Annotated in this window: 26 protein-coding genes and 1 riboswitch; of the genes, 20 read left to right on the top strand and 6 right to left on the bottom strand. The window is 62.3% G+C overall.

Translation table 11 applies throughout. The annotated features are described in order from the left end of the window. Nucleotides 1-264 precede the first annotated feature (264 nt). From AWB76_RS03840 to AWB76_RS03830, 3 genes are all read left to right on the top strand, one after another. A complete protein-coding gene (locus AWB76_RS03840; RefSeq protein ID WP_061158783.1) occupies nt 265-1,329 on the top strand; it encodes a glycosyltransferase family 4 protein in 1,065 nt (354 codons plus the stop codon). Between the two features lie 278 nt (nt 1,330-1,607). Then, on the top strand, nt 1,608-2,306 hold the full coding sequence (aqpZ, locus tag AWB76_RS03835; RefSeq protein WP_061158782.1) for an aquaporin Z: 699 nt from the start codon (nt 1,608-1,610) through the stop codon (nt 2,304-2,306). Nucleotides 2,307-2,636: 330 nt separating this feature from the next. Beyond that, nucleotides 2,637-2,930: a hypothetical protein gene (locus tag AWB76_RS03830; protein ID WP_061158781.1), complete on the top strand. Its 294-nt coding sequence runs from the start codon at nt 2,637-2,639 to the stop codon at nt 2,928-2,930. A 49-nt stretch (nt 2,931-2,979) separates the two neighbouring features. Here the strand turns inward: AWB76_RS03830 and AWB76_RS03825 are convergent, their stop codons facing one another. Both AWB76_RS03825 and AWB76_RS03820 read right to left on the bottom strand, forming a co-directional pair. Continuing rightward, a complete protein-coding gene (locus AWB76_RS03825; protein WP_061158780.1) occupies nt 2,980-3,816 on the bottom strand; it encodes a Cof-type HAD-IIB family hydrolase in 837 nt (278 codons plus the stop codon). 33 nt (nt 3,817-3,849) lie between these two features. Then, the gene (locus AWB76_RS03820; RefSeq protein ID WP_061158779.1) at nt 3,850-4,767 is read right to left on the bottom strand and encodes a glucosamine kinase nucleotide-binding domain-containing protein; all 918 of its coding nucleotides are present in this window, start codon (nt 4,765-4,767) and stop codon (nt 3,850-3,852) included. 114 nt (nt 4,768-4,881) lie between these two features. Here AWB76_RS03820 and AWB76_RS03815 point away from each other — a divergent pair, with 114 nt between their 5' ends. The 3 genes from AWB76_RS03815 to AWB76_RS03805 all read left to right on the top strand — a co-directional run bounded on the left by AWB76_RS03815 (nt 4,882) and on the right by AWB76_RS03805 (nt 6,772). Beyond that, nucleotides 4,882-5,487 carry a DNA-3-methyladenine glycosylase I gene (locus AWB76_RS03815; protein WP_061158778.1) on the top strand — a complete coding sequence of 202 codons (606 nt, stop codon included), beginning with the start codon at nt 4,882-4,884 and terminating at the stop codon, nt 5,485-5,487. Between the two features lie 465 nt (nt 5,488-5,952). Then, nucleotides 5,953-6,378 (top strand): hypothetical protein, encoded by a 426-nt coding sequence (locus tag AWB76_RS03810; protein WP_061158777.1) that lies wholly within the window; start codon nt 5,953-5,955, stop codon nt 6,376-6,378. A gap of 16 nt (nt 6,379-6,394) precedes the next feature. Beyond that, complete coding sequence (locus tag AWB76_RS03805; protein WP_244173206.1) at nt 6,395-6,772, top strand: hypothetical protein; 378 nt, start codon at nt 6,395-6,397, stop codon at nt 6,770-6,772. A 114-nt stretch (nt 6,773-6,886) separates the two neighbouring features. Here AWB76_RS03805 and rpsU read toward each other — a convergent pair whose 3' ends face one another. Both rpsU and AWB76_RS03795 read right to left on the bottom strand, forming a co-directional pair. Then, nucleotides 6,887-7,099, bottom strand: a complete 213-nt coding sequence (gene rpsU / locus AWB76_RS03800) for a 30S ribosomal protein S21 (RefSeq protein WP_008351904.1) — start codon at nt 7,097-7,099, stop codon at nt 6,887-6,889. A 350-nt stretch (nt 7,100-7,449) separates the two neighbouring features. After that, nucleotides 7,450-8,400 carry an aldo/keto reductase gene (locus tag AWB76_RS03795; protein WP_061159009.1) on the bottom strand — a complete coding sequence of 317 codons (951 nt, stop codon included), beginning with the start codon at nt 8,398-8,400 and terminating at the stop codon, nt 7,450-7,452. Nucleotides 8,401-8,571: 171 nt separating this feature from the next. Here AWB76_RS03795 and AWB76_RS03790 point away from each other — a divergent pair, with 171 nt between their 5' ends. The 9 genes from AWB76_RS03790 (at nt 8,572) to fliT (ending at nt 18,219) form a co-directional block, all read left to right on the top strand. Then, nucleotides 8,572-10,899 (top strand): tetratricopeptide repeat protein, encoded by a 2,328-nt coding sequence (locus AWB76_RS03790; RefSeq protein WP_061158776.1) that lies wholly within the window; start codon nt 8,572-8,574, stop codon nt 10,897-10,899. Next, on the top strand, nt 10,896-12,053 hold the full coding sequence (locus AWB76_RS03785; protein WP_061158775.1) for a DegT/DnrJ/EryC1/StrS family aminotransferase: 1,158 nt from the start codon (nt 10,896-10,898) through the stop codon (nt 12,051-12,053). The genes AWB76_RS03790 and AWB76_RS03785 overlap by 4 nt, the downstream gene beginning before the upstream one ends. 8 nt (nt 12,054-12,061) lie before the next feature. Then, complete coding sequence (locus tag AWB76_RS03780) at nt 12,062-12,586, top strand: GNAT family N-acetyltransferase (protein ID WP_061159008.1); 525 nt, start codon at nt 12,062-12,064, stop codon at nt 12,584-12,586. Nucleotides 12,587-12,599: 13 nt separating this feature from the next. Then, a complete protein-coding gene (locus AWB76_RS03775) occupies nt 12,600-13,379 on the top strand; it encodes a phytanoyl-CoA dioxygenase family protein (protein ID WP_061158774.1) in 780 nt (259 codons plus the stop codon). A 36-nt stretch (nt 13,380-13,415) separates the two neighbouring features. Further along, entirely contained in the window at nt 13,416-14,138 is a 723-nt protein-coding gene (locus AWB76_RS03770; protein WP_061158773.1) for a class I SAM-dependent methyltransferase, read from the top strand. 11 nt (nt 14,139-14,149) lie between these two features. Then, a complete protein-coding gene (locus tag AWB76_RS03765; RefSeq protein ID WP_244173205.1) occupies nt 14,150-14,830 on the top strand; it encodes a WbqC family protein in 681 nt (226 codons plus the stop codon). 227 nt (nt 14,831-15,057) lie between these two features. Next, a complete protein-coding gene (locus tag AWB76_RS03760) occupies nt 15,058-16,185 on the top strand; it encodes a flagellin (RefSeq protein ID WP_061158771.1) in 1,128 nt (375 codons plus the stop codon). Nucleotides 16,186-16,368: 183 nt separating this feature from the next. Continuing rightward, nucleotides 16,369-17,904, top strand: coding sequence for a flagellar filament capping protein FliD (gene fliD, locus AWB76_RS03755; RefSeq protein WP_061158770.1), 1,536 nt, complete (start codon nt 16,369-16,371; stop codon nt 17,902-17,904). 15 nt (nt 17,905-17,919) lie between these two features. Continuing rightward, nucleotides 17,920-18,219, top strand: a complete 300-nt coding sequence (gene fliT / locus AWB76_RS03750) for a flagellar protein FliT (protein WP_061158769.1) — start codon at nt 17,920-17,922, stop codon at nt 18,217-18,219. Between the two features lie 125 nt (nt 18,220-18,344). Here the strand turns inward: fliT and AWB76_RS03745 are convergent, their stop codons facing one another. Then, complete coding sequence (locus AWB76_RS03745) at nt 18,345-19,355, bottom strand: sodium:calcium antiporter (protein WP_061158768.1); 1,011 nt, start codon at nt 19,353-19,355, stop codon at nt 18,345-18,347. Nucleotides 19,356-19,443: 88 nt separating this feature from the next. Continuing rightward, a riboswitch (yybP-ykoY riboswitch) is annotated at nt 19,444-19,619 on the bottom strand. A gap of 163 nt (nt 19,620-19,782) precedes the next feature. Here AWB76_RS03745 and AWB76_RS03740 point away from each other — a divergent pair. Then, nucleotides 19,783-21,378 carry an ABC transporter substrate-binding protein gene (locus AWB76_RS03740; protein ID WP_061159007.1) on the top strand — a complete coding sequence of 532 codons (1,596 nt, stop codon included), beginning with the start codon at nt 19,783-19,785 and terminating at the stop codon, nt 21,376-21,378. Between the two features lie 6 nt (nt 21,379-21,384). Here AWB76_RS03740 and AWB76_RS03735 read toward each other — a convergent pair whose 3' ends face one another. Further along, nucleotides 21,385-22,458: an MBL fold metallo-hydrolase gene (locus tag AWB76_RS03735; protein ID WP_061158767.1), complete on the bottom strand. Its 1,074-nt coding sequence runs from the start codon at nt 22,456-22,458 to the stop codon at nt 21,385-21,387. Nucleotides 22,459-22,563: 105 nt separating this feature from the next. On the opposite strand from AWB76_RS03735, the gene AWB76_RS03730 reads away from it, so the two are divergent. Genes AWB76_RS03730 through AWB76_RS03715 form a run of 4 tightly spaced genes read left to right on the top strand, consistent with a single transcriptional unit; the run spans nt 22,564 to nt 26,818 of the window. Continuing rightward, nucleotides 22,564-22,986: a MerR family transcriptional regulator gene (locus AWB76_RS03730; RefSeq protein WP_061158766.1), complete on the top strand. Its 423-nt coding sequence runs from the start codon at nt 22,564-22,566 to the stop codon at nt 22,984-22,986. Between the two features lie 32 nt (nt 22,987-23,018). Continuing rightward, on the top strand, nt 23,019-24,821 hold the full coding sequence (aceK, locus tag AWB76_RS03725; RefSeq protein ID WP_061158765.1) for a bifunctional isocitrate dehydrogenase kinase/phosphatase: 1,803 nt from the start codon (nt 23,019-23,021) through the stop codon (nt 24,819-24,821). Between the two features lie 28 nt (nt 24,822-24,849). After that, complete coding sequence (gene can / locus AWB76_RS03720) at nt 24,850-25,632, top strand: carbonate dehydratase (RefSeq protein ID WP_061158764.1); 783 nt, start codon at nt 24,850-24,852, stop codon at nt 25,630-25,632. Next, a complete protein-coding gene (locus AWB76_RS03715; protein ID WP_061158763.1) occupies nt 25,625-26,818 on the top strand; it encodes an acetyl-CoA C-acetyltransferase in 1,194 nt (397 codons plus the stop codon). The genes can and AWB76_RS03715 overlap by 8 nt, the downstream gene beginning before the upstream one ends. Nucleotides 26,819-26,836 lie beyond the last annotated feature (18 nt).

Genomic DNA, 26,836 nt, shown 5'->3' with positions numbered 1-26,836 from the left:
ACACATCGACTTCTTCGCTGCAATTTCTGACTTCGTAACAGCACATGTTTCGCGCTGTAACAACGATAAGCGATTGAAAAATGAAGTGAAATGCCGCTCTCGATCCCGATAATGAGAAGTAAGGGATAACCCGGTCGCGATGTTTTTTCATCTCCGGGCCTGTCTCGGGCGGCGTCCAACCACACGCGGCCCGCCCGAATGGCATGCGTTGAGCGCTCGACCGGAGCGTGACTGCAATGCCTTACCTACATGGAGAGTCACGTTATGCGAATCGCACAAATTGCACCGTTGCACGAAGCTGTTCCTCCGAAGTTTTACGGCGGCACCGAGCGCGTCGTGTCCTATCTGACGGACGCGCTGGTCGAGCTCGGCCACGATGTAACCTTGTTCGCGAGCGGCGATTCGCAAACCAAGGCGACGCTCGAATCGGTCTGGCCGCGCGCGCTGCGCCTCGACCCGACCGTGCGCGACGCGCTTGCGCCGCACATGCTGTTGCTCGAAACCGTCCGCCAGCGCGCGCACGAGTTCGACGTGTTGCACTTCCACCTCGACTACATGCCGTTCCCGCTGTTCACGCAGATGGACACGCCTTTCGTGACGACGCTGCACGGCCGACTCGATCTGCCGGAACTCCAGCCGATCTTCAACACGTTCACGAAGGCGAATGTGATTTCGATCTCGGACAACCAGCGCGGGCCGCTGCCGCAGGCGAACTGGCTGAACACCGTTTATCACGGTCTGCCGAGTCAGTTGCTCACGCCGCAGCCGCACAAGAAGCCGGAATATCTGGCGTTCCTCGGCCGCATCTGCCCGGAAAAGCGCGCCGATCTGGCCATCAGGATCGCGGCGCAAAGCGGTCTGCCGCTGAAGATCGCCGCCAAGGTGGACAAGGCCGACCAGGAATACTTCAAGTCGACGATCGAACCGCTGCTTTCGCAGGCGCATGTGGAGTTCATCGGCGAGATCAACGAGGCGCAGAAGCCGGAATTCCTGTCGGGCGCAAAGGCCCTGCTGTTCCCGATCGACTGGAACGAGCCGTTCGGCCTGGTGATGATCGAAGCGATGGCCTGCGGCACGCCGGTGATCGCGTTCAATCGCGGTTCGGTGCCGGAAGTGATCGATCACGGCGTGACGGGCTTTATCTGTGAAGACGTGCAAGGCGCGGTCGGCGCGCTGCAACGTCTCGACGAGCTGTCGCGCACGGAAATCCGCGCGCAGTTCGAGCGTCGCTTTAGCGCGCAGACGATGGCGCAGAACTACGTCGACAGCTACACGGCGATGCTCCAGGCCGCAAAGCGCCCGGTGCTGCGTCAAGTTGCGGTGGGCTGATCGCCGCCAGTTGATCCGATTTGCCTGAAATGCCGCCCGCTTGCCGGGCGGCATTTTTTTGCGCATCGCCCGCGTATAAACGCGGACGCCCGCGCAATTTTGTGACACGCAGGCAAGGAATATTCCGAAGTTTCGACCCAATGCCCGTGGATTAAGAGCCGATCAACCATTTTTGACAGTTCGCCAAAGACACCGCGCTTAAACTGCGCTGCGCAAAAGCGCGCCATGCGTTCTTGTTTGAAATCAACGGCTTTTCATCTTTTCACGAAGGCAGAATCATGCATTTGTCGAAGCGTCTCGGCGCTGAAATTTTCGGTACTTTCTGGCTCGTGCTGGGCGGCTGCGGAAGCGCCGTGCTCGCCGCGGCCTTTCCCCAACTCGGCATCGGCTTCGCGGGCGTTGCGCTCGCGTTCGGTCTCACCGTGCTGACCATGGCCTACGCCATCGGCCACGTGTCCGGCTGCCACCTGAATCCGGCCGTGAGCATCGGTCTCGCGACGGCGGGCCGCTTCCCGGTGCGCGACCTCGTGCCGTACATCGCCGCACAGGTGATCGGCGCGACGCTCGGCGCATGGATCATCTACCTGATCGCGACGGGCAACCCGAGCTTCGACTTCGCGTCGAGCGGATTCGCCGCCAACGGCTTCGGTGAGCACTCGCCGGGTCATTTCTCGATGATCGCGGGCCTGATCTGCGAAATCGCGATGACCTTCTTCTTCCTCTTCGTGATCCTCGGCGCCACCGACGACCGCGCGCCGAAGGGCTTCGCCCCGCTCGCGATCGGCCTGTGCCTGACGCTGATCCATCTGATCTCGATTCCGGTCACGAACACATCGGTGAATCCGGCGCGCTCGTCGAGCCAGGCGTTCTTCGTCGGCGGCTGGGCGCTCGATCAGCTGTGGCTGTTCTGGATTGCGCCGATCATCGGTGCGATTCTCGCCGGCGTGCTTTATCCGACGCTGACGCGTCAGAAGTAAGTCTCCAGGCTGTGAGTAAAACGGGCGCGACATGCGCCCGTTTTTGTATTTACGCCACGGCACGCGCGTTCGAAAGATTAAACAGGCGCGACAAATGTAATGCGGAATTACGCAGCATGCTTATGAATTTCCGTGCCGTTTGGTCTGCGGAAATGCGGCGCCGCCTGAAAGCCGCGCCGGATAAGGCTTTCGGCGATCCGGCATGCGCCGGCCAGGCTGCTGAACCCCTTACACCGCCCTTGCACCCCGTAACAAGTCCTCGAAGCATGTAAGACGGCGGACGCTTAAATTGGACTCATGCGACACACGTCGCCTTAAAGGAGAAACACAATGAAGCGCATCGTCACCCACATGCTCGTCGCAACCGGCCTGGCTATTGGTGCAGTCGGAGCGGCTCAGGCTCACAGCGATCTGCACATCGGCGTCAACCTCGGCGCGCCGGCCTACGTGGCGCCGGCTCCGGTGTATGTGCGTCCGGCGGTCCCGGTATATCGCGCGCCGTACTATCGCCATGAAGCGCCGCGCTGGCATGGCGACCGCGATTACGGCCGATACAACCGCGCGGGCTGGAACCACGGCGGCTACGGCAACGGCTACGGCAACAACTGGGGCCACCGCGGATAAGTGAAACGGGCCGCCGGCGTACGCGCCGGCGGCCCGCTATGACGGACGCTCAGTCGGGCGTCAGTCCCGGCGACGCCAGTTCGTCGCGTATGCCGAACAGCTTGCGCAGTTGATGCGCGACGCCCGCCTCGAAGTTGTTCCCGACGCGCGGCACGTTCGGCAGACGCTTCATGAGATCGGGGTTGGCGTTGTTCATCATGAACGGATGCCCGGCGGTTTCCAGCAGGTCGATGTCGTTCATGTTGTCGCCGAACGCGACGCACTGTGCCGTTTCGACATCGAGCCGTTCCAGCACGAAACGCAGCGCGCGCCCCTTCGACACGTCCGACGTCATCACTTCCAGACAATCCGGCAGCGAGTACGTGACGTAAAGCGAATCGCCGAATTCGCGTTCGAGATTCGCGGCGGTTTCCTTCAGATCGGCCGGATCGCCGATATACAGCACTTTCGCGATGTTCACGCCGTCATGCTCGCGCAAATCCATCACGTCGTACTTGAAGCCCGAATCCTGGTGGAAGACCAGCAATTCGGGCGCGTGGCGGTCGATGAGCCAGGCGTCGTCGGCGAACAGGTTCACGATGACGCGCTCGCTGCCCGCGATGTCCGGCTGCACCAGACGGCGCACGGCGTCGGGATCGAGGTCGCGCGAATAGATGCGCTCGTCGCCGGGCGCATGCACGCGCGCGCCGTTGGACGTGATCAGATAGGCGTCGACGCCGAGCAGGTCGCGAATGCCGGCGACGTCGCGATAATGCCGGCCCGTCGCAATGACGATGGGCACGCCGCGCGCCGCAAGCGTGCGCACGGTTTCGGCGGTGAAGGGATCGAGCTGGTGGTCGCTGTTCAGAAGCGTCCCGTCGAGATCAGTGGCGATGACCGAGTACATGACTGCCTTTGTGATTCCGCGAAGGTCAGTATTTTATCGTGCCGGGGTGCGCCCAGCCGCGAACGTGGACGCCGTCCGCCGCGCCAGTTCGAGCGCGCCCGCCGCCGAATCCGCGCGCGGCGCGCGCACGCGCTCGCGCAAGGCGGCCGGCACGAACGGCTCGTAAGGCGCGGCAAGCCCGCCGCACAGCGCGACCGGCAATGTGCCGGCAGGATCGAGCGCCGCGACGAGCTTCGCGATTTCCTGCCCCGCGTCGTTCAGGAGACGCGCCGCGTCCGGATGATCGCGGAACTCGAACACCGTGGGCGCGAGCGTCGCGTAAGCGGTCTGATTCGCGGCGCAGAGCCAGACGACGAGACTGTCGCGATCCGTCGCGCCGGTTTGGGCGAGCAGCGTGCGCGACCAGCCGTCTTCCGGCGCGCGGCCGTCGAGCACACGCTGAAGATGCACGACCGCGCGCAGGCCGAGCCATGCGCCGCTGGCTTCGTCGCCGCTCGGAAAACCGTAGCCGCCCGCGATGCGGAACACGCCCGCCGCATCCAGCGACGCCGCGATGCTGCCCGTGCCGAGCGCGACGATCACGCCGGACTCGCCGCCGTGCGCACCGAGCACCGTCGTATAGGCATCGCTTTCGACGCTCAACCCGCGCACGTCCGGCGCTGCGGCGAGAAACGCCGTCAGCCAGTCCGCGTTGTTCACGCCCGCCAGCCCGCAGCCGAGCGCGCAGTTGCGCCAGTCGAAGGGCAGCGCGGATGCGTCGAAGGCGCGCCGGCACGCGTCGCCGATCGATTGCCACGCGCGCTCGACGCCGAGCCCGAGACCCGATGGCCCGCCGCTCGCGCGCGCCAGTTCGTTGCCGTGCGCGTCGGCGAGGATGACGCGCGTGCCGCTTCCGCCGCCGTCGATGCCGAGCAGGAAGCCATCAAATGCAGAAATCGGAGATGTGTTCATGACGCAAGCTTACCGGTGGCCGCGGCGCGCGCCAATCGGCCGAACGTCATAGATGGCGCGGCACGGACGTTCCGCTATGCTGACGCGATCCAGAAAAAATGATGAGGACTCGCAATGGCAGACACCGAACACATCCGCTGCGCCTGGGCCACGACCGAGGCGATGATCCAGTATCACGACGAAGAATGGGGCGTGCCGTCCCGCGACGATCAGCATCTGTTCGAAATGCTGGTGCTGGAGGGCGCGCAGGCGGGTCTTTCGTGGTCGACCATTCTGAACAAGCGCGAAGGCTATCGCGCGCTCTTCGCGGGCTTCGACATCGACAAGGTGGCGCGTTTCACCGAGAAGGACGTCGAGCGGATCGTGCTGGACCCGCGCATCGTTCGCAACCGGGCGAAGATCGCATCGGCGGTGCTCAATGCTCGCGCCGTCCAGCAGATCCAGCAGGAACACGGCTCGTTCGCGGATTTCGTCTGGTCCTTCGTCGACGGCAAGACGATCGACACACCGCGCGATACAAAGAACCCTACGCCCGCTTCCACACCCGAATCCGACGCACTGAGCAAGGCGCTAAAAAAGTACGGCTGCAAGTTCGTCGGCACGACCATCTGTTACGCGTTCATGCAGGCGACCGGCATGGTCAACGACCACGCCGCCGGTTGCATGTCGCGAGTAAAAGCTAAGACAAAACGGAAGACTGTCGCCAAATCCGCACATTGAGGGCATTCCTATGGGGAAAATTTTTGCTTTTCGGCAACATACTTGAGTGCAAAACGCACGCCCTAGGGTAAGTCCCGATAGATGATGATTTTTTTGCAGTGAAGCACGCGCAATCGCCCGAAATATAAGGCTTTCGCCCGGGTTTTCCGCACTGCACGAACGTGCGGACCGTGTAAGAATGGCGTCCTCGCGTGCGCTGGCGCACCTTTTTACCGGACCGAACCGTTATAACTGACGGTGTACGGATCGTTCACTGGGTGTCGATATCCGACGCGAGCACACAGGGCGCTGTGAGACCACACGTCCAGGCCGGGAAAACCGCAGTGCTCGAAGCAGGGTCCGGGCGGCGAAGCGTCGAATCGTGTTGCGCCATTTTCGCAACGACGTTGCCGCTCCAGTCAGGCAGGTGCAGGTTCTCGAATACTAAACGTATGGCCGCTGCGCAGGGGCGCAGGGGAGAAGATCATGAAAAGCTTGAACTTCCTGACCCATCAGGAGATTTTCAACAGCGCAGTCCAGCATCTTTTCGGACAAGGGCAGGCGGCGTTGCTGCCGCACGGCGGCGGCGCCTATCGCGGATATTGCGGCGGCTGTCCCGTCGGCAGTTTCATCAAGCCGCGCGACTATGTCACCGCGATGGAAGGCGTCCCTATCCGCTTCATCGCGAAGGCGCCCGAGCAGGTGCCGGCGTACATGGATGTCGGCGTCGTCGCGCTGAAGCGCGCGCTGCTTCGTTCGCGCATCAACGTGTTCGATCCCAATACCGTCGAGTTGCTCTCGTGTTTGCAGAACGTCCACGACGTCTTCGGCAAATGGGAATGGCGCGAGCGTCTGGCGTCGATCGCGCGTCAGTTCGGGCTGTCTGCCGAGCTTTTGAAAACGGCCGCTTGATACTGCAGGTGCCGTGATGTTGAGCCCTACGACGATGTTGAGCCCGAAAGACATCTACGAGCGCGTCAGCGAGCATTTGCTGACGCAGCGCGCGGTCTCGGAAGACGATAACGGTTCGTGCCGGCTGCGCAGTCCGGAAGGCCGCAAGTGCGCGATCGGCTCCCTCGTGCGCGACGATCTGTACGAGCCGGAACTCGAGGGCGTCGGGATTTCGTACTTTCGGCATGCGCGCGACGGCGGTCTGCTCCAGGCGCTCTATGCATCGAATGTGAATGCGTACGATCCGAACATCATCGACCTGCTGATCGAGCTGGAGGAAATTCACGATTACGCCGAAATCGAAGAGTGGCCGGCGTTGCTCGCGGCGCTCGGCAGGCGTCACGCGTTCGTCTGAACGCCCTCGCTAAAAAAGGCAATAGAAACGAAAACGGCGGTGCGCCCTTACGGGTCGCACCGCCGTTTTGCCGTTCGGCGCGAGGATCCGAAAACCCTCGCCCGAACAAGACGCTTAGTGCATCTTCTTCGGCAGCATCTGGCTGCGCAGGCGCTTGCGCAGGCGCGCGACAGCGGCGGCCTTCTTGCGCTTGCGCTCGGTGGTCGGCTTTTCGTACGACTGGCGCTCGCGCAGTTCGGCGATCAGGCCATTGCGCTCGATGGTGCGGCGGAAACGCCGAATCGCGACATCGAACGGCTCGTTTTCTTTAAGGACGATAGTGGTCATGTAAATCCTGGATTTGCTAAACGTATTTTCAAGCGCGCGACGACTGCGAGTTGCCGCGCCCCGGCACTCCGATCGTCCGCCGGACGTGAAAACGGCGCGACGGACACGAGCAAAGCGGCCACGGAGGCCGGAAAAGAGAGCGTTGAGATTCAGCCGCGGAAGCGGCAGGCGCTTTCGAAAGAACCACACGAAGGCGCGTTTCAGAGCCGTTCGCCGCTGTTGGTTGACGTTGTCATTTTCAGCGGCGAAGGCAGGAAATCGGGCACATTTCTCGATTCGGGCGCGATGTTACCAGAACACCGCGCCGTTGCCAACTCCCGCGCGCCGGCCAACTCATTGATGCAACAGAACTATTTCTGCCACGCGCTGGCTTCGTCGAGCAGATGGATATCGTCGGCGGCGAGTTGCAGGCGCGTCGCGGCGGCGAGGCTCTCCAATTGCGCGACGGACGTGGCGCTCGCGATCGGCGCCGTCACGCTCGGGCGCGCGATCATCCACGCGAGCGCGACCGTCGCGGGCGTCGTGTCGTTGCGTTTCGCGACTTCGTCGAGCGCGTCGAGAATCTCGAGGCCGCGCGGCGTCAGATACTTTTCGACGCGCGAGCCGCGCGACTTGTGCTGCGTGTCCGCCTTCGACCGATATTTGCCCGACAGAAAGCCGCTCGCGAGCGCGTAATACGGCACGACGGCGATCTTGTGCTGTTCTGCCACCGGTTCGAGACCGGTCTCGTAGCCCTCGCGGTCGTAGAGGTTGTATTCGGGTTGCAGAATCTGATACGCCGGCAAGCCCGAATCCTTCGCGACTTTCAACGCCTCTTCGAGCCGCTCGCCCGTGTAGTTCGACGCGCCGATCACCCGCACCTTCCCCGCCTTGATGAGCGTCTGATACGCGTCGAGGGTTTCGTCGAGCGGCGTGGTTTCGTCATCGTAATGGGAGAAATAGACGTCGATGTAATCGGTCTTGAGACGCCGCAGCGAATCGTCGACGGCCGCCGCGATGTTCGCCGCCGAGAGCCCGGCGCGCGTACTCAGCTTGCCGACTTTCGTCGCGAGCACGACCTTGTGGCGCTTGCCGCTCTCCCTGAACCACTTGCCGATGATCGTCTCCGATTCACCGCCCAGATGCCCGTCGACCCAGGCGGAATAGACGTCGGCTGTATCGATGAAATTCAGGCCGTGATCGACGAAGGCGTCGAGGATCGAGAACGACGTGCGCTCGTTGGCAGTCCAGCCGAACACGTTGCCGCCGAAGACGAGCGGCGCAACCTTCAATTCCGATGTGCCGATATCGCGTGTCTGCATGTGCGCTCCGAATGCGTCGTGAGGGACCGAAAAGCATACGCGCGATTGGCCGGCGGTGCTCCGGCGGATCATCTGAACAGAGGCGGTTTTCCCGCGTAGTTCCTCGATTTCGATCGTGATGCGCCGTCTGATATTTCCTCTCGGACACTAATCAGGCGCAATCCGCACACCATGACCGCTTCGACCGAACTTCCGGACGCATCCGCTTCCACCATCGATCCAGAATTCGAGCAGGCGCTGTCGCAAGTGCTGAGCGCGGCGATCGAGCATCACCAGAAGAACGAAGTGGAAGAGGCGCAGGCGCTCTATCGCATTGTGCTCGACGCCAACCCCGCTCATCCCGATGCCAACCACAATCTCGGCGCACTCGCGCTGCAACAGCGTGATTTCGGGCGCGCGATCACGCATTTCCAAGCGGCTGTCGGCGCGAATCCAAATCAGGGTCACTACTGGGCCAGCTATATTAATGCGCTGACGGTTGGCGGGGAGACATCGGCAGCGTGGGTCGCGCTCGAAATGGCGCAACAGAGGGGGATGAAGGGCCCGGTGGTCGAACAGTTGATCCAGCAACTCGCGTTGTCCGGCAATACGCGCGCGCCCGCTCCGCTGGTCGCGCCTGAGTCGGCGACGAAAGCCGTCGGCGCGCCCGGCAAAGATGAAGCGTCGGTCGTGCGCATGGCCGCGCCGACGAAGCAACTCGTCAATCGCGTGACGACGCTTTATCACCAGGGCCGCCCCGCCGAAGCCCTCGAAGTCGCGCGCACGATGACCGAGCGCTTCCCGAACTTCGCACTCGGATGGCGCGCGATGGGAAGTTCCCTGCATTGCCTCGGACGCACGTTCGAGGCGATCGAACCGTTCGAGCGAGCCGTCGAACTGGAGCCCACGGACGCGGAATCGCGCAAGGTGCTCGCCGATTGCCTGCGCCTGCATAACCGTTTCGCCGATGCCGAAGCCGCGTGCCGCGAAGTGATCGCGCAGGTGCCGCAACATGCGGAAGCCTTTCGCATTCTCGGCATGACGTTGCAGTCGCTGGGCCGTCACGAAGAAGCCGAAGTGTGCTGCCGCAAGACAGTGGAACTGACCGGCTCGGTGGTCGCCTACAGCACGCTCGGCGTGACGCTGCTCGATCAGGGCCGCCTCGGGGAAGCGCAGGTGGAACTGCGCCGCGCGCTCGAGATTCAGCCGGACTACGGCGTCGCGCACGAGAACATCGTCTTTTGCATGAGCCATGACGAGAACGTCGATGAAGCCGCCCTCTTCGCGCAACACGTCCAGTTCGGCGAACAATGCGAGGCGCCGATGCGCGCGCAGTGGAAACCCCATGGCAATGGGCGTAACCCGGAGCGGCAACTGAAGCTCGGCTTCGTGTCCGGCGATCTGTTTCATCACGCGATTTCGACGTTTATCGAGCCGATCCTCGAGCATCTCGCACGCGACGCCGGCATCGAAATTCACGTCTATTACAACCACTCGATCAACGACGAAGTCACCGCCCGCCTGCGCCAAAACACGGCGCGCTGGAACACGGTCAATGGACTGACCGACGCACAGCTTGCCCACAAGATTCGCGCCGATGGAATCGACGTGTTGATCGATCTCTCGGGGCACACATCGCGCAACCGGCTGCTCACGTTCGCGCGCAAACCCGCGCCGATTCAGGCGAGCTGGATGGGATACCCCGGCACGACCGGTCTCACGGCGATGGACTATTACTTCGCCGATTCTTTCCACGTTCCCACGCATCACGCGGAAGGACAGTTCGTCGAGAAGATCGCGCATCTGCCGGCCAACGCGCCGTTTCGACCGGCACGGCTCGCGCCGCCCGTCAATGGATTGCCCGCCCTGCATAACGGCTATCTCACGTTCGGCAGTTTCAACCGCATCAACAAACTGCAGTCGGGCGCGATCGCGCTGTGGGCCGAACTGCTTCGCGCGTTGCCCGACTCGCGCATGTTGCTTGGCGCGATGCCGCCTGAATCGGGTTGCGAACAGCTCATCGAACGGTTCGCCAAGGAAGGCATTGGGCGTGAACGGCTCGATTTCCGCACGCGCTCGGGCATGCCGATCTACTTGCAGCAGCATCATCACGTCGACATCTGCCTCGACACATTCCCGTATGCGGGTGGCACGACCACGCTTCACGCCATGTGGATGGGCGTTCCGACGCTCACGCTGCCCGGCCGCCTGATGGCAAGCCGCGGAAGCACCGCCGCGTTGAGCCTCGCCGAACTCAGCGAGTTCGTCGCGAAAGACACGGCCGACTTCGTCGCGAAGGGAATGGCGTGGGCGAACGATCTCACGGGGCTCGCCGAACTGCGCGCGAGCATGCGCAACCGCTGCGCCGAATCGCCGATGTTTCAACCGGCGGTCATCGCAGCGGGCTTGTCCGCTTCCCTGCGCGAAATGTGGCGCCGCTGGTGCGCGGGCGTCGCGCCCGCCGCGCTCGGCGTGCAAACGCCTGGCACAGCCGCGCGTAACAACCTGGAAAAATCATGAGCAGCCTTCCTGTTCGCCTCATCGAGCCGGTCATCGACGAACGTATTTTCGTCACGCAGCCGCATCTCGCGCCGCTCGCGGAATTCCTGCCGTATCTGGAGAAAATCTGGAACAGCAAGGTGCTGACCAACGGCGGGCCGTTCCATCAGCAGCTCGAAAAGGCGTTGTGCGACTATCTCGGCATCGATCATCTGGCGCTGTTCGCCAACGGCACGCTCGCGCTTGTAACCGCGTTGCAGGCGCATCGGGTGACGGGCGAAGTCATCACGACGCCGTATTCGTTCGTCGCGACGGCGCATTCGCTGTTGTGGAACGGCATCAAGCCGGTGTTCGTCGATATCGATCCAGATACGCTCAATCTCGATCCCGCGAAGATCGAAGCGGCCATCACGCCGCATACCACGGCGATCATGCCGGTGCACTGCTACGGCCGTCCGTGCGATGTCGAAGCGATACAGAAGATCGCCGACAACTACAACCTTAAGGTGATCTACGACGCAGCCCATGCGTTCGGCGTGAAGACGCGCGGCGCGAGCGTGCTCCGTCACGGCGATCTTTCCGTGTTGAGTTTTCACGCGACGAAAGTATTCAACACGTTCGAAGGCGGTGCGATCGTCTGCCCGGACGCGAAGACGAAACAGCGCATCGATCATCTGAAGAACTTCGGCTTCGTCGACGAAACGACCGTCGTCGCCCCGGGCATCAACGGCAAGATGAGCGAGATCAATGCGGCGTTCGGCTTACTGCAACTGAAGCATATTGATGAAGCGCTCGAACGCCGCCGGCAGATCGACGCGAAGTACCGCGGTATGCTCGCCGATGTTAAGGGCGTGCGCTGTCTCCCGGAACCCGGGAGCGCCGACGAATACGTCGCGAATCACTCGTACTTTCCGATTCTCGTCACCGACGAGTATCCCGTCGGGCGCGATGCGTTGTTCCAGCATCTGCGCGATCACGACATCTACGCGCGCCGCTATTTCTATCCGCTGATTTCGGAGTTTCCGATGTATCGCGGCCTGCCCTCGGCACATGGTGCGAACCTGCCGGTTGCCGCCGATGCCGCGCGTCGCGTGCTGTGTCTGCCTATTTATCCCGCGCTTGAGAATCACGACATGGAACGCATCGTCGGCCTGATCGCTGCGCCGCAACGTTGAACACGACGATGGACATTTTTCTGCGCGAGATCGAGGCCGCCGATCTGCCCACGATCACCGCATGGCGCGCCGATCGCGATGTCGTCGACGCGCTCGTCGGCAACTTCCGCCATGTGAACGGCGACATGGACCGACGCTGGTACGACGCGTATCTCGCCAGCCGGGCGAACAACGTGCGCCTCGCGATCTGTCTGCGCGAAAGCGGCCAATGCGTCGGCGTCGTGTACCTGCTGAATATTCACTGGATCAACCGTTCGGGTGAGTTCGGCATTCAGATAGGCGATCGCGCGGCGCGCGGCCGCGGCATCGGCGAATCGGCAACGCGACTCATGCTGCAACACGCGTTCGGCGATCTGAACATGCACCGCGTGTATTTGTCGGTGCTTGCGGACAACGCGCGTGCGATCCGGCTCTACGAGCGCATCGGCTTTCGTCACGAAGGCGTGCAGCGCGACGCGGTTTTTAAGTGCGGACGCTACATTGATCTGCTGACGATGGCGACGCTCGCGACTGATCAAGCCGCGCGGCATTGAGCAAGGACACGCAATGGACATGAACACGTTCGATCACGGTCTAACGAAGCAAGGCTGGATCGTATTTCCGGATGCGCTCGACGCCGCACTCGTCGATCGTCTGCGTCGCGACTGCCTGAAGTGGGTCGATATCTGCACGGGCTATCAGGTCGCGAACGGCATCAATGCGAATGGCGACGGCACCGCGCATCACAGCATCGGCGAGAACGACAGCATCGACGAGTACATCGCGATGCATCTCTTTCACCCGTGGCTCGAGCATTTCTTCGCGGGCAAGCCGTACATTCTTCATGCGTGCAATCCCGTGGGCGGTTTTCCGCACGCGCAGAACTATGTGCACCGCGTGCATCGCGATGTCGCGACGTTCATCCCGAACTTCAATCTGCGCATGAACATGCTCGTGATGCTCGACGACTTCACGATCGAAAACGGGGCGACGCAGGTTCTGAGCGGCTCGCACGTCCAAAGCGAGCAACCCGACGCCGCCGCCTTCGCCGCGCACGCCGAATATCTGACGGGCCGCGCGGGCTCGGTCGTGCTCTTCAATTCGTACCTGTGGCATCGCGGCACGCTCAATACGACGGCGCGCAATCGCGTTGCGCTGACGCTCAGCTATGGGCCCGCGTTCGTGAAGCCGCAGATGGATTACGCGCGGCTCATCGGCGAAGAGCGCGGTGCGCAACTCGCGCCGCTCACGCGGCAGGTGCTCGGCTTCAATTCGCGCGTGCCGGTGAGCCTGTCGGAATGGTATCGGCCGCGTACTGAAAGACTCTATCAGCCCGATCAGGGCTAACCGGGCAAGTCCCAACCAAGACATAGAAGGCAAGCGATGCGTGATTACAATGCCGAGGCCCAGTCGCGGCCCGACAAGCAATACGACTACAACTTTGACGAAATCGTACGCGACTACATGATGAAGCGGTTCGCGCCGCATTTCGAGCCGGGTCCCGCGCTGGAACTCGGCTGCCATGAAGGCCGCTCGACGACGCTGCTCGCGCAACACTTCGCCGATCTCACGGTGATCGAAGCTTCGTCCGATGCCATCGCCATCGCGCAGCGCAATTCGCCGCATCACGTGCGCTTCATCAACGCGACGTTCGAAGACGCGAACGTGGACCGCAAGTTCCGCTCGATTTTCCTGATAAACACGTTGGAGCATCTCGACGAAACCGGCCCGGTGCTGCGCAATATTCACGACTGGCTCGCGCCCGACGGACACTTCTACGTACTCGTCCCGAACGCCGACGCGCCTTCACGACAGATCGCCGTGCAAATGGGGCTGATCGCATCGAAGAACGCCGTGACCCCGGGCGAATGGGCGCACGGGCATCGCCGGACGTATTCGTTCGATACGCTCGAAGCCGACGTGCACGCCGCGGGCTTCACGGTCGAGCAGCGCGGCGGCCTGATGTTCAAGGCGCTCGCCAACTTCCAGTTCGATCGTGCGCTCGACGCCGGCATCATCGACGAGAAATATCTCGAAGGCATCTACAACCTCGGCATGATCTATCCGCAGATGTGCGCGAGCATTTACCTCATCTGCGGCAAATGAAAGTCGCGATCATGCAGCCTTACTTTCTGCCCTATATCGGCTACTTCCAGCTGATCGGGGCAGTGGATTTGTTCGTCGTCTACGACAACATCAAATACACGAAGAAAGGCTGGTTCAATCGCAATCGCTTCCTGCAAAACGGCGGCGACGCATACTTCAGTATCCCAATCGCCAGCGATTCCGATTCGCTAGATGTCGTCGAGCGCGCCATCGCGCCTTCGTTCGACCGCCTCAAATTGCTCAATCAGATACAGGGCGCGTACCGGCGGGCACCGCATTTCGCGCAAGGCTTCGAATTGCTGCGTGAATGCGTCGAGCATGACGACCACAACCTCTTTCGTTTCCTGCACCGTTCGATTCTTGCGACGGCCGCGCGGCTGTCGCTCGACACGCGGATCGTCGTTTCATCGACGCTGCCGATCGACCATTCGCTGCGCGCGCACGAAAAGGTGCTGGCGATCTGCGGCGCGCTGGGCGCGACGACGTATATCAATCCGATTGGCGGAACCGCGCTTTATTCGGCGCCGGATTTTGCCGAACGCGGAGTCGATCTGCGCTTTCTGCAACCCCGGCCGCTCGAATACCACCAGTTCGGCGAGCCGTTCGTACCGTGGCTTTCCATTCTGGACCTACTGATGTTCAACCCGGCCGACGAAGTCAAAGCCATGCTGGACGAATTCGACCTCGTGTAATCGTCCCGCGCGAGCGCCCGGCCGGGCGCTTTTTTCTGCGCGTCCGGCAGGCCGCTCCGAAAGCCGCGCGGAACATTCGTCTGAAAAATTTCTGGGTTGGCTCGAAATCACGCCTAAAGTTTTGGCCGACCGCCGCCGAAAACCTAAACAAGCGGCAAAACAACTAGCCGCCTCGACCAGAATCGGCGTTGTTTCAGATACAACCGCCAGGCCCTTGGAGAAACAAAATGATCGGTATCAATAGCAATATCAACTCGCTCGTCGCTCAGCAAAACCTGAACGGCACGCAAAGCGCACTGTCGTCGGCCATTACGCGCCTTTCCTCGGGCAAGCGCATCAACAGCGCGGCAGACGACGCAGCCGGCCAGGCAATCGCATCGCGCATGACCTCGCAGATCAACGGCCTGAACCAAGGCGTTTCGAATGCGAACGACGGCGTGTCGATGACGCAAACGGCATCGAGCGGTCTTAGCCAGATCACCGATAACCTTCAGCGTATCCGCCAGCTGGCCGTTCAATCGGCAACCGGCTCGCTGTCGCCGAGCGACCAGTCCGCGCTGCAGAAGGAAGTCGCCCAGCGTATCGCTGAAGTGAACCGGATTTCGTCGCAAACGACCTACAACGGCACGAACGTGCTGGACGGTTCGGCAGGCGTGGTGAACTTCCAGGTCGGCGCGAACGTCGGCCAGACCATCTCGGTCGATTTGAGCCAGAACGTGTCGGCAGCCAAGATCGGCGGCGGCTTCGCTCAATCGGGCACGACGATCGGTTCGATCACGGGCCTGAGCCTCGACGCAGCGGGTGCGGCAACGACCGGCACGGCAGCGATCACGACGATCAACGTTCTCGCCGATGGCAAGGGCGGCTTCACGTACACGGACCAGAACAACCAAGCGATCACGTCCGGCGTGGCAACCGCTTCGGAATTCTCCGTGACGGCGGCTTCGGGCACGACCCCCGGCTCGATCGCGTTCAAGGGCACGGGCGCAACGTCCGCTCAGACGACGCAACTCGCCTCGCTGAACTCGAACAACAACCCGCCGCTCGTTTCGGCAATCGACATCAGCACGACCGATGGCGCGAACGGCGCGATCGAAGCGATCGACAACGCACTGAACTCGGTGAACAGCATCCAGGCCAACCTGGGCGCCGCGCAAAACCGCTTCACGTCGATCGCGGCAACGCAGACGCAACAATCGACGAACCTGTCGTCGGCGCAATCGCAAGTTACCGACGCGAACTTCGCGCAGGAAACCGCGAATCTGTCGAAGGCTCAAGTGCTGCAGCAAGCTGGTATCTCGGTTCTGGCTCAAGCGAACTCGATGCCGCAGCAAGTTCTGAAGCTCCTCGGCTAAGCATTTCGGCCGGCGCTTTAACCGGCGCGCGTTATCGGTACGACGCGCGCCGGACGTAACAAATATTCGCAGCAGAAGCACGCAGTCAGCGCCCGGGGAGCTTGTCTCCCTGCGCGCATTTCCGGGAGACGACGACTCCCGCCCAATTCAAACGATCGCGAACACGTAAGGACCGGAGTACACATGACCACCGTAGCCACGACAACGGGTTCCACTGTCGATCCGACAAGCGCCGTACAGCAGGCCGCACAGTCGATCATCAGCGGTTCCACGAATTCGACGATGGACGTGAACTCGCTCGTCACCGCGATCGTCAACGCTAAGGTCGCAGGACAGACCGACGCGCTCAACAGCAAGAAAACCGCCGACAACACGCAACTCACCGCGATTGGCACGCTGAAGTCCGTGCTGTCGCTGCTGCAAAGTTCCATCGCGAACCTGGCCAACGGCACGACCCTCGGTTCGTACACGGCCACCGCCGACGGCAAGGGCCTCTCGGCCACCGCCGACTCCACCGCGGTCGCGGGCAGCTACGCGGTGAAAGTGACGAATATCGCATCCGCGCAATCGATCACGTCCGGCGTGTTCTCGACGACCGCCGCGCTCGGCACCGGCTCGATCACGCTGAACGTCGGCGGCAAATCGAGCACCATCAAGCTCGACAGCACGAACAACACGTTGTCCGGCATCGTGTCGGCCATCAACTCGGCGTCCGACAATCCGGGCATCACGGCCACCGTCGTCAACGGCTCGGACGGCGCGCACCTCGTGCTGCGCTCCTCGTCGACGGGGCTCGCCAACGCGATCAACGTAACAGTCAACGCGGATGACAGCAGCTCGGCGATCAACAAGCTCGCGGTCACGTCGTCCACCACGACGACCGATCCCGATCCGAGCGATTCGACCAAGACCATCACCGTTCCCGAGCACACGACCATCGACGGTACGAATGGCTGGACCCAGTCGAGCGCGGGCGTGGACTCGCATCTGACGATCGCGGGCACGCCGGTCACGAGCTCCAGCAACACCGTCAAGGAAGCCATCACGGGCATTTCCATGACGCTCACGGCGGATTCCGTCGGCACCACGCAGACGCTCACCGTCGGCCAGGATGTCAGCGGCCAGAAGACGACCATCGACGCATTCGTCACCGCCTACAACAACTTCGTGACCACGGCCGCGTCACTGACCTCGTTCGATTCGACGCAGGCGGCCGGCTCGCAGGGCGGCGCGCTGCTCGGCGACTCGATGATGAACACGATCAAGAACACGATCGCGAGCACGATCAGCAAGGCGATTGGGACTGGCTCGGGCCAGGTCAACCTCGCGTCGATCGGCATCGCGCTGCAGCCAGACGGCACGCTCAAGACCGATGAAGACGCGCTCACCGATGCGCTCACGAACAATTCGGGCAAGGTCGCGTCGCTGTTCAATTCGACCAACGGCGTCGCCGCGCAACTCAACAACAGCCTGACGTCGTTCCTGCAGACGGGCGGACTGATCGACACGCGCACCACCGCGCTGAACGCCGATCTGAAGAGCATCGCCGATCAGCAGACGCAGCTCACCGCGTACACGCAGCAACTGACGACCTCGTATAACCAGCAGTTCACGGCGCTGAACACGCTCATGTCTTCGATGGCGACTCAGGGAAGCTATCTGACCGCCCTCTTCGGCGGCACCAACAGCGCGGGCGCGCTGGCCACGAACGCGAAGTAAAGGCGGAGACGGAACATGAACCAGCACGAAACGATTCAGAACGCCTGGGCGCTGACCGGGGCGATCGAAGAAGCAGTGAACCAGAACGACTGGGCGCGCGCCGCCGAACTCGACTCAGCGCGTGCGCCGCTCGTGATGTCGCTGCAGGCGGACCAGCCGGCCGAAGCGCTCGCGGTAATTCGGCAGATTCAGGCGAGCATGGATGCGGTCGCCGCGCGCGCAAAAGATGCGCAGGCGGCGCTCTCGACGATGTATCGCCGCTCGATGGACGGCGCGAAAGCCGTCAGCCGATATCATCAGGCCGCGCGCTTCTAAAGTTTTCCGCGCACGCGCCGATAACTCTCTTAAGAACAACAAGAACGACGCGCTGATCAGTCAGCGCGCTGCTTCGCTCTTCGATGCCCGCCTCGGCGGGCATTTTTATTTGCGACGCCGCTTTCTCAACGCCCGAGCGTCAGCACGAGATAAGCCACATACAGCACGCCGTTACCGAGCAACGCCCAGAGCACGACGCCGTTCGGCTTCGCGTTGACGCGCAGCCAGGCGGCGGCCGCGAGCGTGATCAGCACACCCGTCAGCACTTCGATGCGCGGCTCCCACGGCGTCAGCATGATGCCGATCGCGGGCAGCAACGTGCCTTGAAACACCATCGCGCCGGTGATGTTGCCGAACGCGAGCGTGTCTTTCCCTCGGCGCGCCCACAGAATGCTGTTCACCTTTTCCGGCAGCTCGGTCGCAATCGGAATGATGATGAGCGACAGCAGCAGCGCCGAAATGCCCAGCGCATGCGACACGCCCTCGACGCCGTGAATGAAGCCCTTCGCGCCGCCCACCAGCAGCACGATGCCGACGAGAAACTGCAGCATGATCGAGCCGAACGACGTCTTCAAGCCGAGACGCGACGCGAACAAGGCCTCGGGCGCTTCGGTTCCATGCCCGCCTTCGACGAGCTTCGCCGACGCCCTGAACGTCGAAATCACATAAACGACATACAGCCCGACGAGTCCCGCCGCGAACACCGCGCGCACCTGCCACGCGTGATGCGGCACGAACATCGCGGCGCACGCAATCAGGAACGCGAACAAAAAGAAGTTGAGATCGCGCGTGAAGCCGCTGCGCTCCGGCACGATGCGTCCGCGCAAGCCGCGCGACTTGAGGATCGCGAACGTCATGAGACAGGTGGAAAGCGTCGCGAGCATCAGCGGTGCGCCGAGAATCGCGCCGACGCCGATCTCTTCGTTGACCGCACGGCTCGTCGTGCCGCCGAGCAGCGCGATGATCGGCACCGTGGTTTCCGGCAACGCCGTGCCGACCGCCGCGAACAGCGATCCGGTCACGCCTTCTGAAATGCCGAGCCGCTCGCCGAGATGTTCGAGCGCATTGGTGAACAGCTCCGACGCGATCAGAATGATCGCGAGCATCAGCGCGAGTTCGAGAAAGAGCATCGTCATGCGGCACCTCGCATCGAAATATGCGATGGGCGCGCAAGCGTGCGCGAGAGATGGAGAGGTTGTAGTTGTGGGGACACGATGATTCCACGGCCGGACGTCAAGCGAACCACGATGCGCCACGCGCCGTCCGGCCAGGAACGGCATAACGCATCGATGGTCTCGCCAAACCGTTCCGGTCGAACGCGCCACGGCAGCAGGGCCGAGGATGTTGACGCGTTCTCCTTCGCTCGCGAAGGAAGGCTACTCCCCAAAGAAGGCGCAAGTTTAGCCCGATGCCCACGGTTTCGGCAAGCCGCGCATAAGCGTATGCCGATCGAATCGTTGTCGTGGACGAACGCATTCGGTAATCTGGCCGCGCCGGGCGCGTCGCTTGCTGCGCGTGCCCACGCTCATCCACGAACAAAAAATGAAGATCACCGGAGATCTCATGCGCCTCAATTTCTTCGCCGCAGCCGCCGCGCTGGCCATCCTCGCCGCGCCTGCGCTCGCGATATCCAAACCGCTCACCGTCTGCACGGAATCGAGCCCGGACGGCTTCGATGTCGTGCAGTTCAACTCGCTCGTGACGACCAACGCGTCGGCGGACGTCATCTTCAATACGCTCGTCTCCTACGACGAAGCCGCGAAGAAGGTCGTGCCCTCGCTCGCGGAAAAGTGGGACGTGACGAGCGACGGCCTCACCTACACGTTCCATCTGCGTCCGAACGTTCAGTTTCAGACGACCGACTACTTCAAGCCGACGCGTCCGCTCGATGCGGACGACGTCGTCTTCACGTTCTCGCGCATGCTCGACGATAGCAATCCGTGGCACAAGGTCGCGGGCGCGAGCGGCTTTCCGCATGCGCAGTCGATGGGCCTCGTGAAGCTCATCAAGGCCGTATCGAAAGTCGATGACCACACCGTGAAGTTCGAGCTGAACGAACCGAACGCGACCTTCGTGCCGATCCTCACGATGGGCTTCGCATCGATCTATTCATCGGAATATGCGGACAAGCTGCTGAAGGCGAACCAGCAGGTCGATCTGAACAGCAAGCCGATCGGCACCGGCCCGTTCATGCTGAAAAGCTACACGAAGGATTCGGTCATCCGCTACGACGTGAATCCGTCGTACTGGGGCGCGAAGCCGAAGATCGACCGGCTGATCTACGCGATCACGCCCGATGCGGCCGTGCGCGCGCAGAAGATCAAGGCGGGCGAATGCCAGATCGCGCTGTCGCCGAAGCCGCAGGATGTCATCGACGCGAAGAAGGACAAGTCGCTGAAAGTGAGCGAAGCGCCGGCTTTCATGACGGCGTTCGTCGCGCTCAACACGGAGAAGAAGCCGCTCGACAATCCGAAGGTGCGCCAGGCGATCAACATGGCGTTCGATCGCACGACGTACATGAAGACCGTGTTCGAGAACACCGCCACGGCTGCCGTGAATCCGTATCCGCCGAACACGTGGAGCTACGACAAGAACATCGCGGCGTACAAGTATTCATCGGCCGATGCGAAGAAGCTGCTCGCCGACGCGGGTTTCCCGAACGGCTTCGACACGACGATCTGGGTGCGCCCGAACGGCAGCGTGCTGAATCCGAATCCGAAGGCGGGCGCGGAACTGCTGCAAGCCGATCTCGCGAAGATCGGCGTGAAGGCGCAGGTGAAAGTGATCGAATGGGGCGAGCTGATCAAGCAGGCCAAACAAGGTCAGCATGACATGCTCTTCATGGGCTGGGCCGGCGACAACGGCGACCCGGACAACTACATGTCGCCGCTCTTCAGTTGCAATGCGGTGAAGTCGGGCATCAACTTCGCGCGCTATTGCGATCCGCAACTGGACAAGCTCATCGCCGATGGCAAGTCGACCGCCGATATCGCCAAACGCACGAAGGCGTATGTCGACGCGCAGAAGATCATCCACGATCAGGCGCTGTGGATTCCGCTCGTCTATCCGACGGCGGCGGCGCTCACACGCGCGAACGTCAGCGGGTATAGCGTGAGTCCGTTCGGGCGCGTGAATTTCGGCGCGGTGTCCGTGCAGTAAGCGAGATCAGGCCGGCGCGAAGCGGATCACGCCATCGTCGCCGGTCTGACGTTTCAACGTGCCATCGAGCCAAAGCAAGTTCAGATGCGCGAGCGCTTCGCCGAGCGCGAATGTCATCTGATGAATATCGAGCTTGCGCCTGAACATGATCGGCACGATATCGGCGGCGCTGCATGGCTTTTCCGCACACGCGTCGCGCACTTCCGCCAGCCGCGCGCGATGATGCTCGCGCAATTGCCCGATGCGCGTCTTCACGCCGCGAAACGGCTTGCCGTGCGAGGGCAATGCGAGCGTATCGGCGGGCATCGTTTCGTAGCGGCCAAGCGATTCCAGATACAGCGCGAGCGGATTGCCTTCCGGCTCGACCGCGAACACCGACACGTTCGTCGAGATGCGCGGCAACACCATGTCGCCGGAAATGAGCAGTGTGTCGGCCGCGCAGAAGAGCGCGCTGTGCTCCGGCGAATGGCCATAGCCCGACACGACTTCCCAGTTTCGCGCGCCGATACGAATGACGTCGCCGTTGCGAATGCGCCGATATTCCGCCGGAATCGACGGCACGAGCGCCGGGTAATAGCTGTCGCGCTTACGCAGCGCGTCGAGCGAGGCTTCGTCGGTCAAACCGTGCGCCGCGAAATGCGCCGCCGCGCGCTCGCCGCCCGCGTTGGAGCCGTCGCCGGCGGCCATTACACGGCCCATCGCGTATTCGCCGAGCGACATCCACAGTCGCACGTTCCAGCGATTCTTGTCGCCGCCGTTGCAGATCCAGTCGGCGAGTCCCAGATGATCCGGATGGCAATGCGTGACGATCACGCGCAGCACCGGCAAGCCGTCGAGCACGGAATCGAACACGCGCTCCCAGTTCGCGCGGATCGCGTCGTTCGAAATGCCGCAATCCACGACGGTCCAGCCCTTCACGCCATCGATTTCATCCGCGAGCAGCCAGAGGTTGATGTGATCGAGCGCGAACGGCAAAGGCATGCGCAGCCACAGCACACCCGGCGCCACTTCCTTGACGCCGCCCGATTCGGGCAGGGCATCGGCGAAAACATAGTCGAGCTGTCGTTCGAGTTCGTTCATGCGGTTCCTGCCTCCGGGTTTGCGCCGCGTTGCAATTTGGCCAAGTTGACGATAACGTAAACGCCCATTCTAACGTTGCGCGCGCAATTGCGCTGCCGGCCCGCGATGACTCAACCGACGCATTACACGATCACCGAACTGGCGCGCGAGTTCGACATCACGCCGCGCGCCATTCGCTTCTACGAAGATCAGGGCCTGCTCGCGCCGAAGCGCGAAGGCTCGAACGGTCTGCGGCGCGTGTATTCGGCGCGCGATCGCACGCGCCTCAAGCTTACGCTGCGCGGCAAGCGCCTCGGTTTCACGCTGTCGGAAATCCGCACGCTGCTCGATCTCTACGATTCGCCCACCGGCACCGCCGCGCAATTGCAGGCTTTCGTCGATACGATCGCGGCGCATCGCGAAGTGCTCCAGCGTCAGCTCGAAGATCTGAACACGACGCTCGCCGAACTCTCCGCCTACGAGGAGCAAGGCCGTGCGCTGCTCGCGGCGGGAGCCGAGAAGCGCGCGCGCAAACCCAAAGCGGCATGACGTGACGTCCAAACACGAAGCGCAGGGTCGACATGAATCATTTCCCCAAGCTGCTCTCGTCGCAAATCGGCTTCGATGTCGCCAAGACGATCCTCGACGGCTTCGAGCATCATTACCGCGTGTTCCGCGAAGCGGCGATCGAGGCGAAAGGTCTCTTCGAGCGCGGCGAATGGCTCGCGATGCAACAGCTCGCGCGCGATCGCATCGCGTCGTATGACGATCGCGTCGCGGAATGCGTGACGGCGCTCGAAGACGAGTACGACGCGGAGAATATCGACGACGACGTCTGGCAACAGATCAAGCTGCATTACATCGGCTTGCTGACGACGCACCGTCAACCCGAATGCGCGGAAACGTTCTTCAATTCCGTGTGCTGCAAGATTCTGCATCGCTCGTACTTCAACAACGATTTCATCTTCGTGCGGCCGGCCATTTCGACCGAGTACATCGAGAACGACGAACCCGCCGCGAAGCCCACGTATCGCGCGTATTACCCGGAGAAGGACGGCCTCGACGCGACGCTCGAGCGCATTGTCACGAACTTTCAGCTGGAGCCGCCGTTCGAGGATTTGCCGCGCGACGTGCAGTGCGTGATGCAGGCGTTGCGCGATGCCTTCGGCGACATCACGCCCGCGCCGAACTTTCAGATTCACGTGCTTTCGTCGCTGTTCTTTCGCAACAAGGCGGCGTATGTCGTCGGGCGCATCATCAATGGCGATGCGCTCTTGCCCTTCGCCATCGCGGTCCGGCATACGAAGCCCGGACTGCTCGCGCTCGATACGGTGCTGCTTTCGCGCGAGCAGGTGCTCATCATCTTCAGCTTCTCGCACTCGTATTTTCTCGTCGACATGGAAGTGCCATCCGCGTTCGTGCAGTTCCTGAGCACGATCATGCCGCGCAAGCCGAAGGCCGAAATCTATACGTCGGTCGGTTTGCAGAAGCAGGGCAAGAACGATTTTTATCGCGACTTGCTGCACCATCTGTCGCATTCGAGCGATAAGTTCATCGTCGCGCCCGGCATCAAGGGACTCGTGATGATCGTCTTCACGCTGCCGTCTTTTCCGTATGTGTTCAAGCTCATCAAGGACGCGTTTCCGCCGCCGAAGGAAACCACGCGCCAGAAGATCCAGGACAAGTATCAGCTCGTGAAGCGGCACGATCGCCTCGGCCGCATGGCCGATACGCTCGAATATTCGAGCGTCGCGCTGCCCGTCGCGCGGCTGGACGATGCGCTCATCCGCGAACTCGAACGAGACGCGCCCTCGATGATCGAATACGAGGGCGACAATCTCGTGATCCGGCATGTGTATATCGAGCGCCGCATGGTGCCGCTCAATCTCTTCCTCCAGAACGGCAACGCCGACGAAATCGATCACGGCATCAAGGAATACGGCGATGCGATCAAACAGTTGATCCAGGCCAACATCTTTCCCGGCGACATGCTGTACAAGAACTTCGGCGTGACGCGGCATGGTCGCGTGGTGTTCTACGACTACGACGAAATCGAGTATCTGACCGATTGCAACGTGCGCCGCGTGCCTGCGCCGCGCAACGAGGAAGACGAGTTGTCGGGCGAACCGTGGTATACCGTCGGTCCGCACGACATTTTTCCCGAAACGTACGGCACGTTTCTGCTCGGCGATCCGCGCGTGCGCGAAGCGTTCATGCGACATCACGCGGATTTCTTCGATCCCGCGCTCTGGCAGCATCACAAGGAACAGTTGCTGCGCGGCGAACTCGCCGATTTCTTTCCCTATGACCGGGACATCCGATTCTGCATCCGCTATCCGGAGCGTTTCGGCGAGCCCGGTCGAACAGACGCGCGCGCCGCCTGAGCGCGCCGTCATGCTTTGACTTTTGAACATGAACCACAACGACGACAACAACAACGCTTCGAATCCCCTCGCCCATCTGTTCGCGAACAACCAGCAATGGGTCGAGCGCAAGCTGGGCGAAGACGCCGAATTCTTCGAGCGCCTCGCGCATCAGCAGGCGCCCGAATATCTGTGGATCGGCTGCTCGGATTCGCGCGTGCCCGCGAACCAGATCATCGGCTTGCCGCCGGGCGAAGTGTTCGTGCACAGAAATATCGCGAACGTGGTCGTGCACTCCGACCTCAACTGTCTGTCGGTGATCCAGTTCGCCGTCGAAGTGCTGAAGGTGAAGCACATCATGGTCGTCGGCCATTACGGCTGCTCGGGCGTGGGCGCGGCGCTCGTCGGGCGGCGCGTCGGTCTCGCCGATAACTGGCTGCGCCACGTCGAGGACGTGCGCGAAAAGCATGGCGCGTTGCTCGACGAATGGCCCGTGGGCGACGCGCGGCATCGCCGGCTCGTCGAGCTGAACACGATCGAGCAGACCGTCAACGTGTGCCGCACGACCATCGTCGACGATGCATGGGCGCGCGGACAGGAACTCACCGTGCACGGCTGGACCTACGGCGTGCACGACGGCCGCCTGCGCAACATGGGCATGATGATCAGCGCACCGGGGGAGATCGATCCGGTGTACCGGTCGTGCATTGCCGCGATGAGCCGCAGCGGCGCGCATTCCGCGGAGAACGATGTCCTCGCGTCCGATGCGGCGCGTCTGGGCGACGTTCCCGAAGTGATCAAAGGCGTCATCAAGGAGCTGAAACATGAGTGAGACACAGAAAGATCCGATCGTCATCGTGTCGGCGGCACGCACGCCGATGGCCGCGTTTCAGGGCGATTTCGCGTCGCTCACCGCGCCGCAACTCGGCGCGGCCGCTATCAAGGCGGCGGTCGAACGCGCGGGCGTGAAACCCGACCAGATCGACGAAGCCATCATGGGCTGCGTGCTGCCCGCGGGACAAGGCCAGGCGCCCGCGCGTCAGGCGGCGCTCGGCGCCGGCCTGCCGCTTGCCACCGGCTGCACGACCATCAACAAGATGTGCGGCTCCGGCATGCGCGCGGCGATGTTCGCGCATGACATGCTGCTCGCCGGTTCGGTCGATGTGATCGTCGCGGGCGGCATGGAAAGCATGTCGAACGCGCCGTATCTGTTGCCGAAAGCGCGCGGCGGCATGCGCATGGGCCACGGACAGGTGCTCGATCACATGTTCCTCGACGGCCTCGAAGACGCGTACGAGAAAGGCCGTCTGATGGGCACGTTCGCGGAGCAATGCGCGTCGTCGTATGCGTTCTCGCGCGAGTCGCAGGATGCGTTCGCGGTCGAATCGCTGCGACGCGCACAACGCGCGAACGACGATGGCTCGTTCAAGTGGGAAATCGCGCCGGTCACCGTGCAGGGCAGAAAGGGCGATACGGTCATCGAGCGCGACGAGCAGCCGTTCAAGGCGAACATCGAGAAGATTCCGACGCTCAAGCCGGCGTTCGCGAAGGACGGCACGGTCACGGCGGCGAATTCGTCGTCGATTTCGGATGGCGCGGCGGCGCTCGTGATGATGCGCGAGTCGACGGCCTCGCGGCTCGGCGTGACGCCGATTGCGCGTGTCGTCGGGCATAGCACGTTCGCGCAGCAGCCGGCGTTGTTCACGACGGCGCCCGTCGGTGCGATCCGCAAGCTCCTCGAGAAGAACGGCTGGCGCGCGGGCGATGTCGATCTCTACGAGATCAACGAAGCCTTCGCCGTCGTGACGATGGCCGCGATGCGCGATCACGATCTGCCGCACGACAAGGTCAATGTGAATGGCGGCGCGTGCGCGCTCGGACATCCGATCGGGGCATCCGGGGCGCGGATTCTGGTGACGTTGCTGGGCGCGTTGAAGACGCGCGGCTTGAAGCGCGGTGTCGCGAGCTTGTGTATCGGTGGCGGGGAAGCGACGGCGATGGGCGTCGAGCTTCTTTGATGGCTTCGGGCCGGTCCG

Origin of the sequence: Caballeronia temeraria (genome assembly GCF_001544795.2) — a bacterium.
In the GTDB taxonomy this organism is placed as follows: Bacteria; Pseudomonadota; Gammaproteobacteria; order Burkholderiales; family Burkholderiaceae; genus Caballeronia; species Caballeronia temeraria.
Note: the sequence above shows the minus strand (reverse complement) of the source record. Positions and strands in the feature narration are given on the sequence as shown.

Bases quoted from the DNA above. Each gene is read 5' to 3' on its own strand.
- AWB76_RS03775 (WP_061158774.1), top strand. From the start codon at position 12,600: ATGGACATGAACACGTTCGATCACGGTCTAACGAAGCAAGGCTGGATC.
- AWB76_RS03745 (WP_061158768.1), bottom strand. From the start codon at position 19,355: ATGACGATGCTCTTTCTCGAACTCGCGCTGATGCTCGCGATCATTCTG.
- AWB76_RS03825 (WP_061158780.1), bottom strand. From the start codon at position 3,816: ATGTACTCGGTCATCGCCACTGATCTCGACGGGACGCTTCTGAACAGC.
- AWB76_RS03815 (WP_061158778.1), top strand. From the start codon at position 4,882: ATGGCAGACACCGAACACATCCGCTGCGCCTGGGCCACGACCGAGGCG.
- AWB76_RS03830 (WP_061158781.1), top strand. From the start codon at position 2,637: ATGAAGCGCATCGTCACCCACATGCTCGTCGCAACCGGCCTGGCTATT.
- can (WP_061158764.1), top strand. From the start codon at position 24,850: ATGAACCACAACGACGACAACAACAACGCTTCGAATCCCCTCGCCCAT.
- aqpZ (WP_061158782.1), top strand. From the start codon at position 1,608: ATGCATTTGTCGAAGCGTCTCGGCGCTGAAATTTTCGGTACTTTCTGG.
- AWB76_RS03840 (WP_061158783.1), top strand. From the start codon at position 265: ATGCGAATCGCACAAATTGCACCGTTGCACGAAGCTGTTCCTCCGAAG.
- AWB76_RS03735 (WP_061158767.1), bottom strand. From the start codon at position 22,458: ATGAACGAACTCGAACGACAGCTCGACTATGTTTTCGCCGATGCCCTG.
- fliD (WP_061158770.1), top strand. From the start codon at position 16,369: ATGACCACCGTAGCCACGACAACGGGTTCCACTGTCGATCCGACAAGC.
- AWB76_RS03740 (WP_061159007.1), top strand. From the start codon at position 19,783: ATGCGCCTCAATTTCTTCGCCGCAGCCGCCGCGCTGGCCATCCTCGCC.
- AWB76_RS03785 (WP_061158775.1), top strand. From the start codon at position 10,896: ATGAGCAGCCTTCCTGTTCGCCTCATCGAGCCGGTCATCGACGAACGT.
- AWB76_RS03795 (WP_061159009.1), bottom strand. From the start codon at position 8,400: ATGCAGACACGCGATATCGGCACATCGGAATTGAAGGTTGCGCCGCTC.
- AWB76_RS03770 (WP_061158773.1), top strand. From the start codon at position 13,416: ATGCGTGATTACAATGCCGAGGCCCAGTCGCGGCCCGACAAGCAATAC.
- aceK (WP_061158765.1), top strand. From the start codon at position 23,019: ATGAATCATTTCCCCAAGCTGCTCTCGTCGCAAATCGGCTTCGATGTC.
- AWB76_RS03715 (WP_061158763.1), top strand. From the start codon at position 25,625: ATGAGTGAGACACAGAAAGATCCGATCGTCATCGTGTCGGCGGCACGC.
- fliT (WP_061158769.1), top strand. From the start codon at position 17,920: ATGAACCAGCACGAAACGATTCAGAACGCCTGGGCGCTGACCGGGGCG.
- rpsU (WP_008351904.1), bottom strand. From the start codon at position 7,099: ATGACCACTATCGTCCTTAAAGAAAACGAGCCGTTCGATGTCGCGATT.
- AWB76_RS03810 (WP_061158777.1), top strand. From the start codon at position 5,953: ATGAAAAGCTTGAACTTCCTGACCCATCAGGAGATTTTCAACAGCGCA.
- AWB76_RS03805 (WP_244173206.1), top strand. From the start codon at position 6,395: ATGTTGAGCCCTACGACGATGTTGAGCCCGAAAGACATCTACGAGCGC.
- AWB76_RS03780 (WP_061159008.1), top strand. From the start codon at position 12,062: ATGGACATTTTTCTGCGCGAGATCGAGGCCGCCGATCTGCCCACGATC.
- AWB76_RS03765 (WP_244173205.1), top strand. From the start codon at position 14,150: ATGCAGCCTTACTTTCTGCCCTATATCGGCTACTTCCAGCTGATCGGG.
- AWB76_RS03730 (WP_061158766.1), top strand. From the start codon at position 22,564: ATGACTCAACCGACGCATTACACGATCACCGAACTGGCGCGCGAGTTC.
- AWB76_RS03790 (WP_061158776.1), top strand. From the start codon at position 8,572: ATGACCGCTTCGACCGAACTTCCGGACGCATCCGCTTCCACCATCGAT.
- AWB76_RS03820 (WP_061158779.1), bottom strand. From the start codon at position 4,767: ATGAACACATCTCCGATTTCTGCATTTGATGGCTTCCTGCTCGGCATC.
- AWB76_RS03760 (WP_061158771.1), top strand. From the start codon at position 15,058: ATGATCGGTATCAATAGCAATATCAACTCGCTCGTCGCTCAGCAAAAC.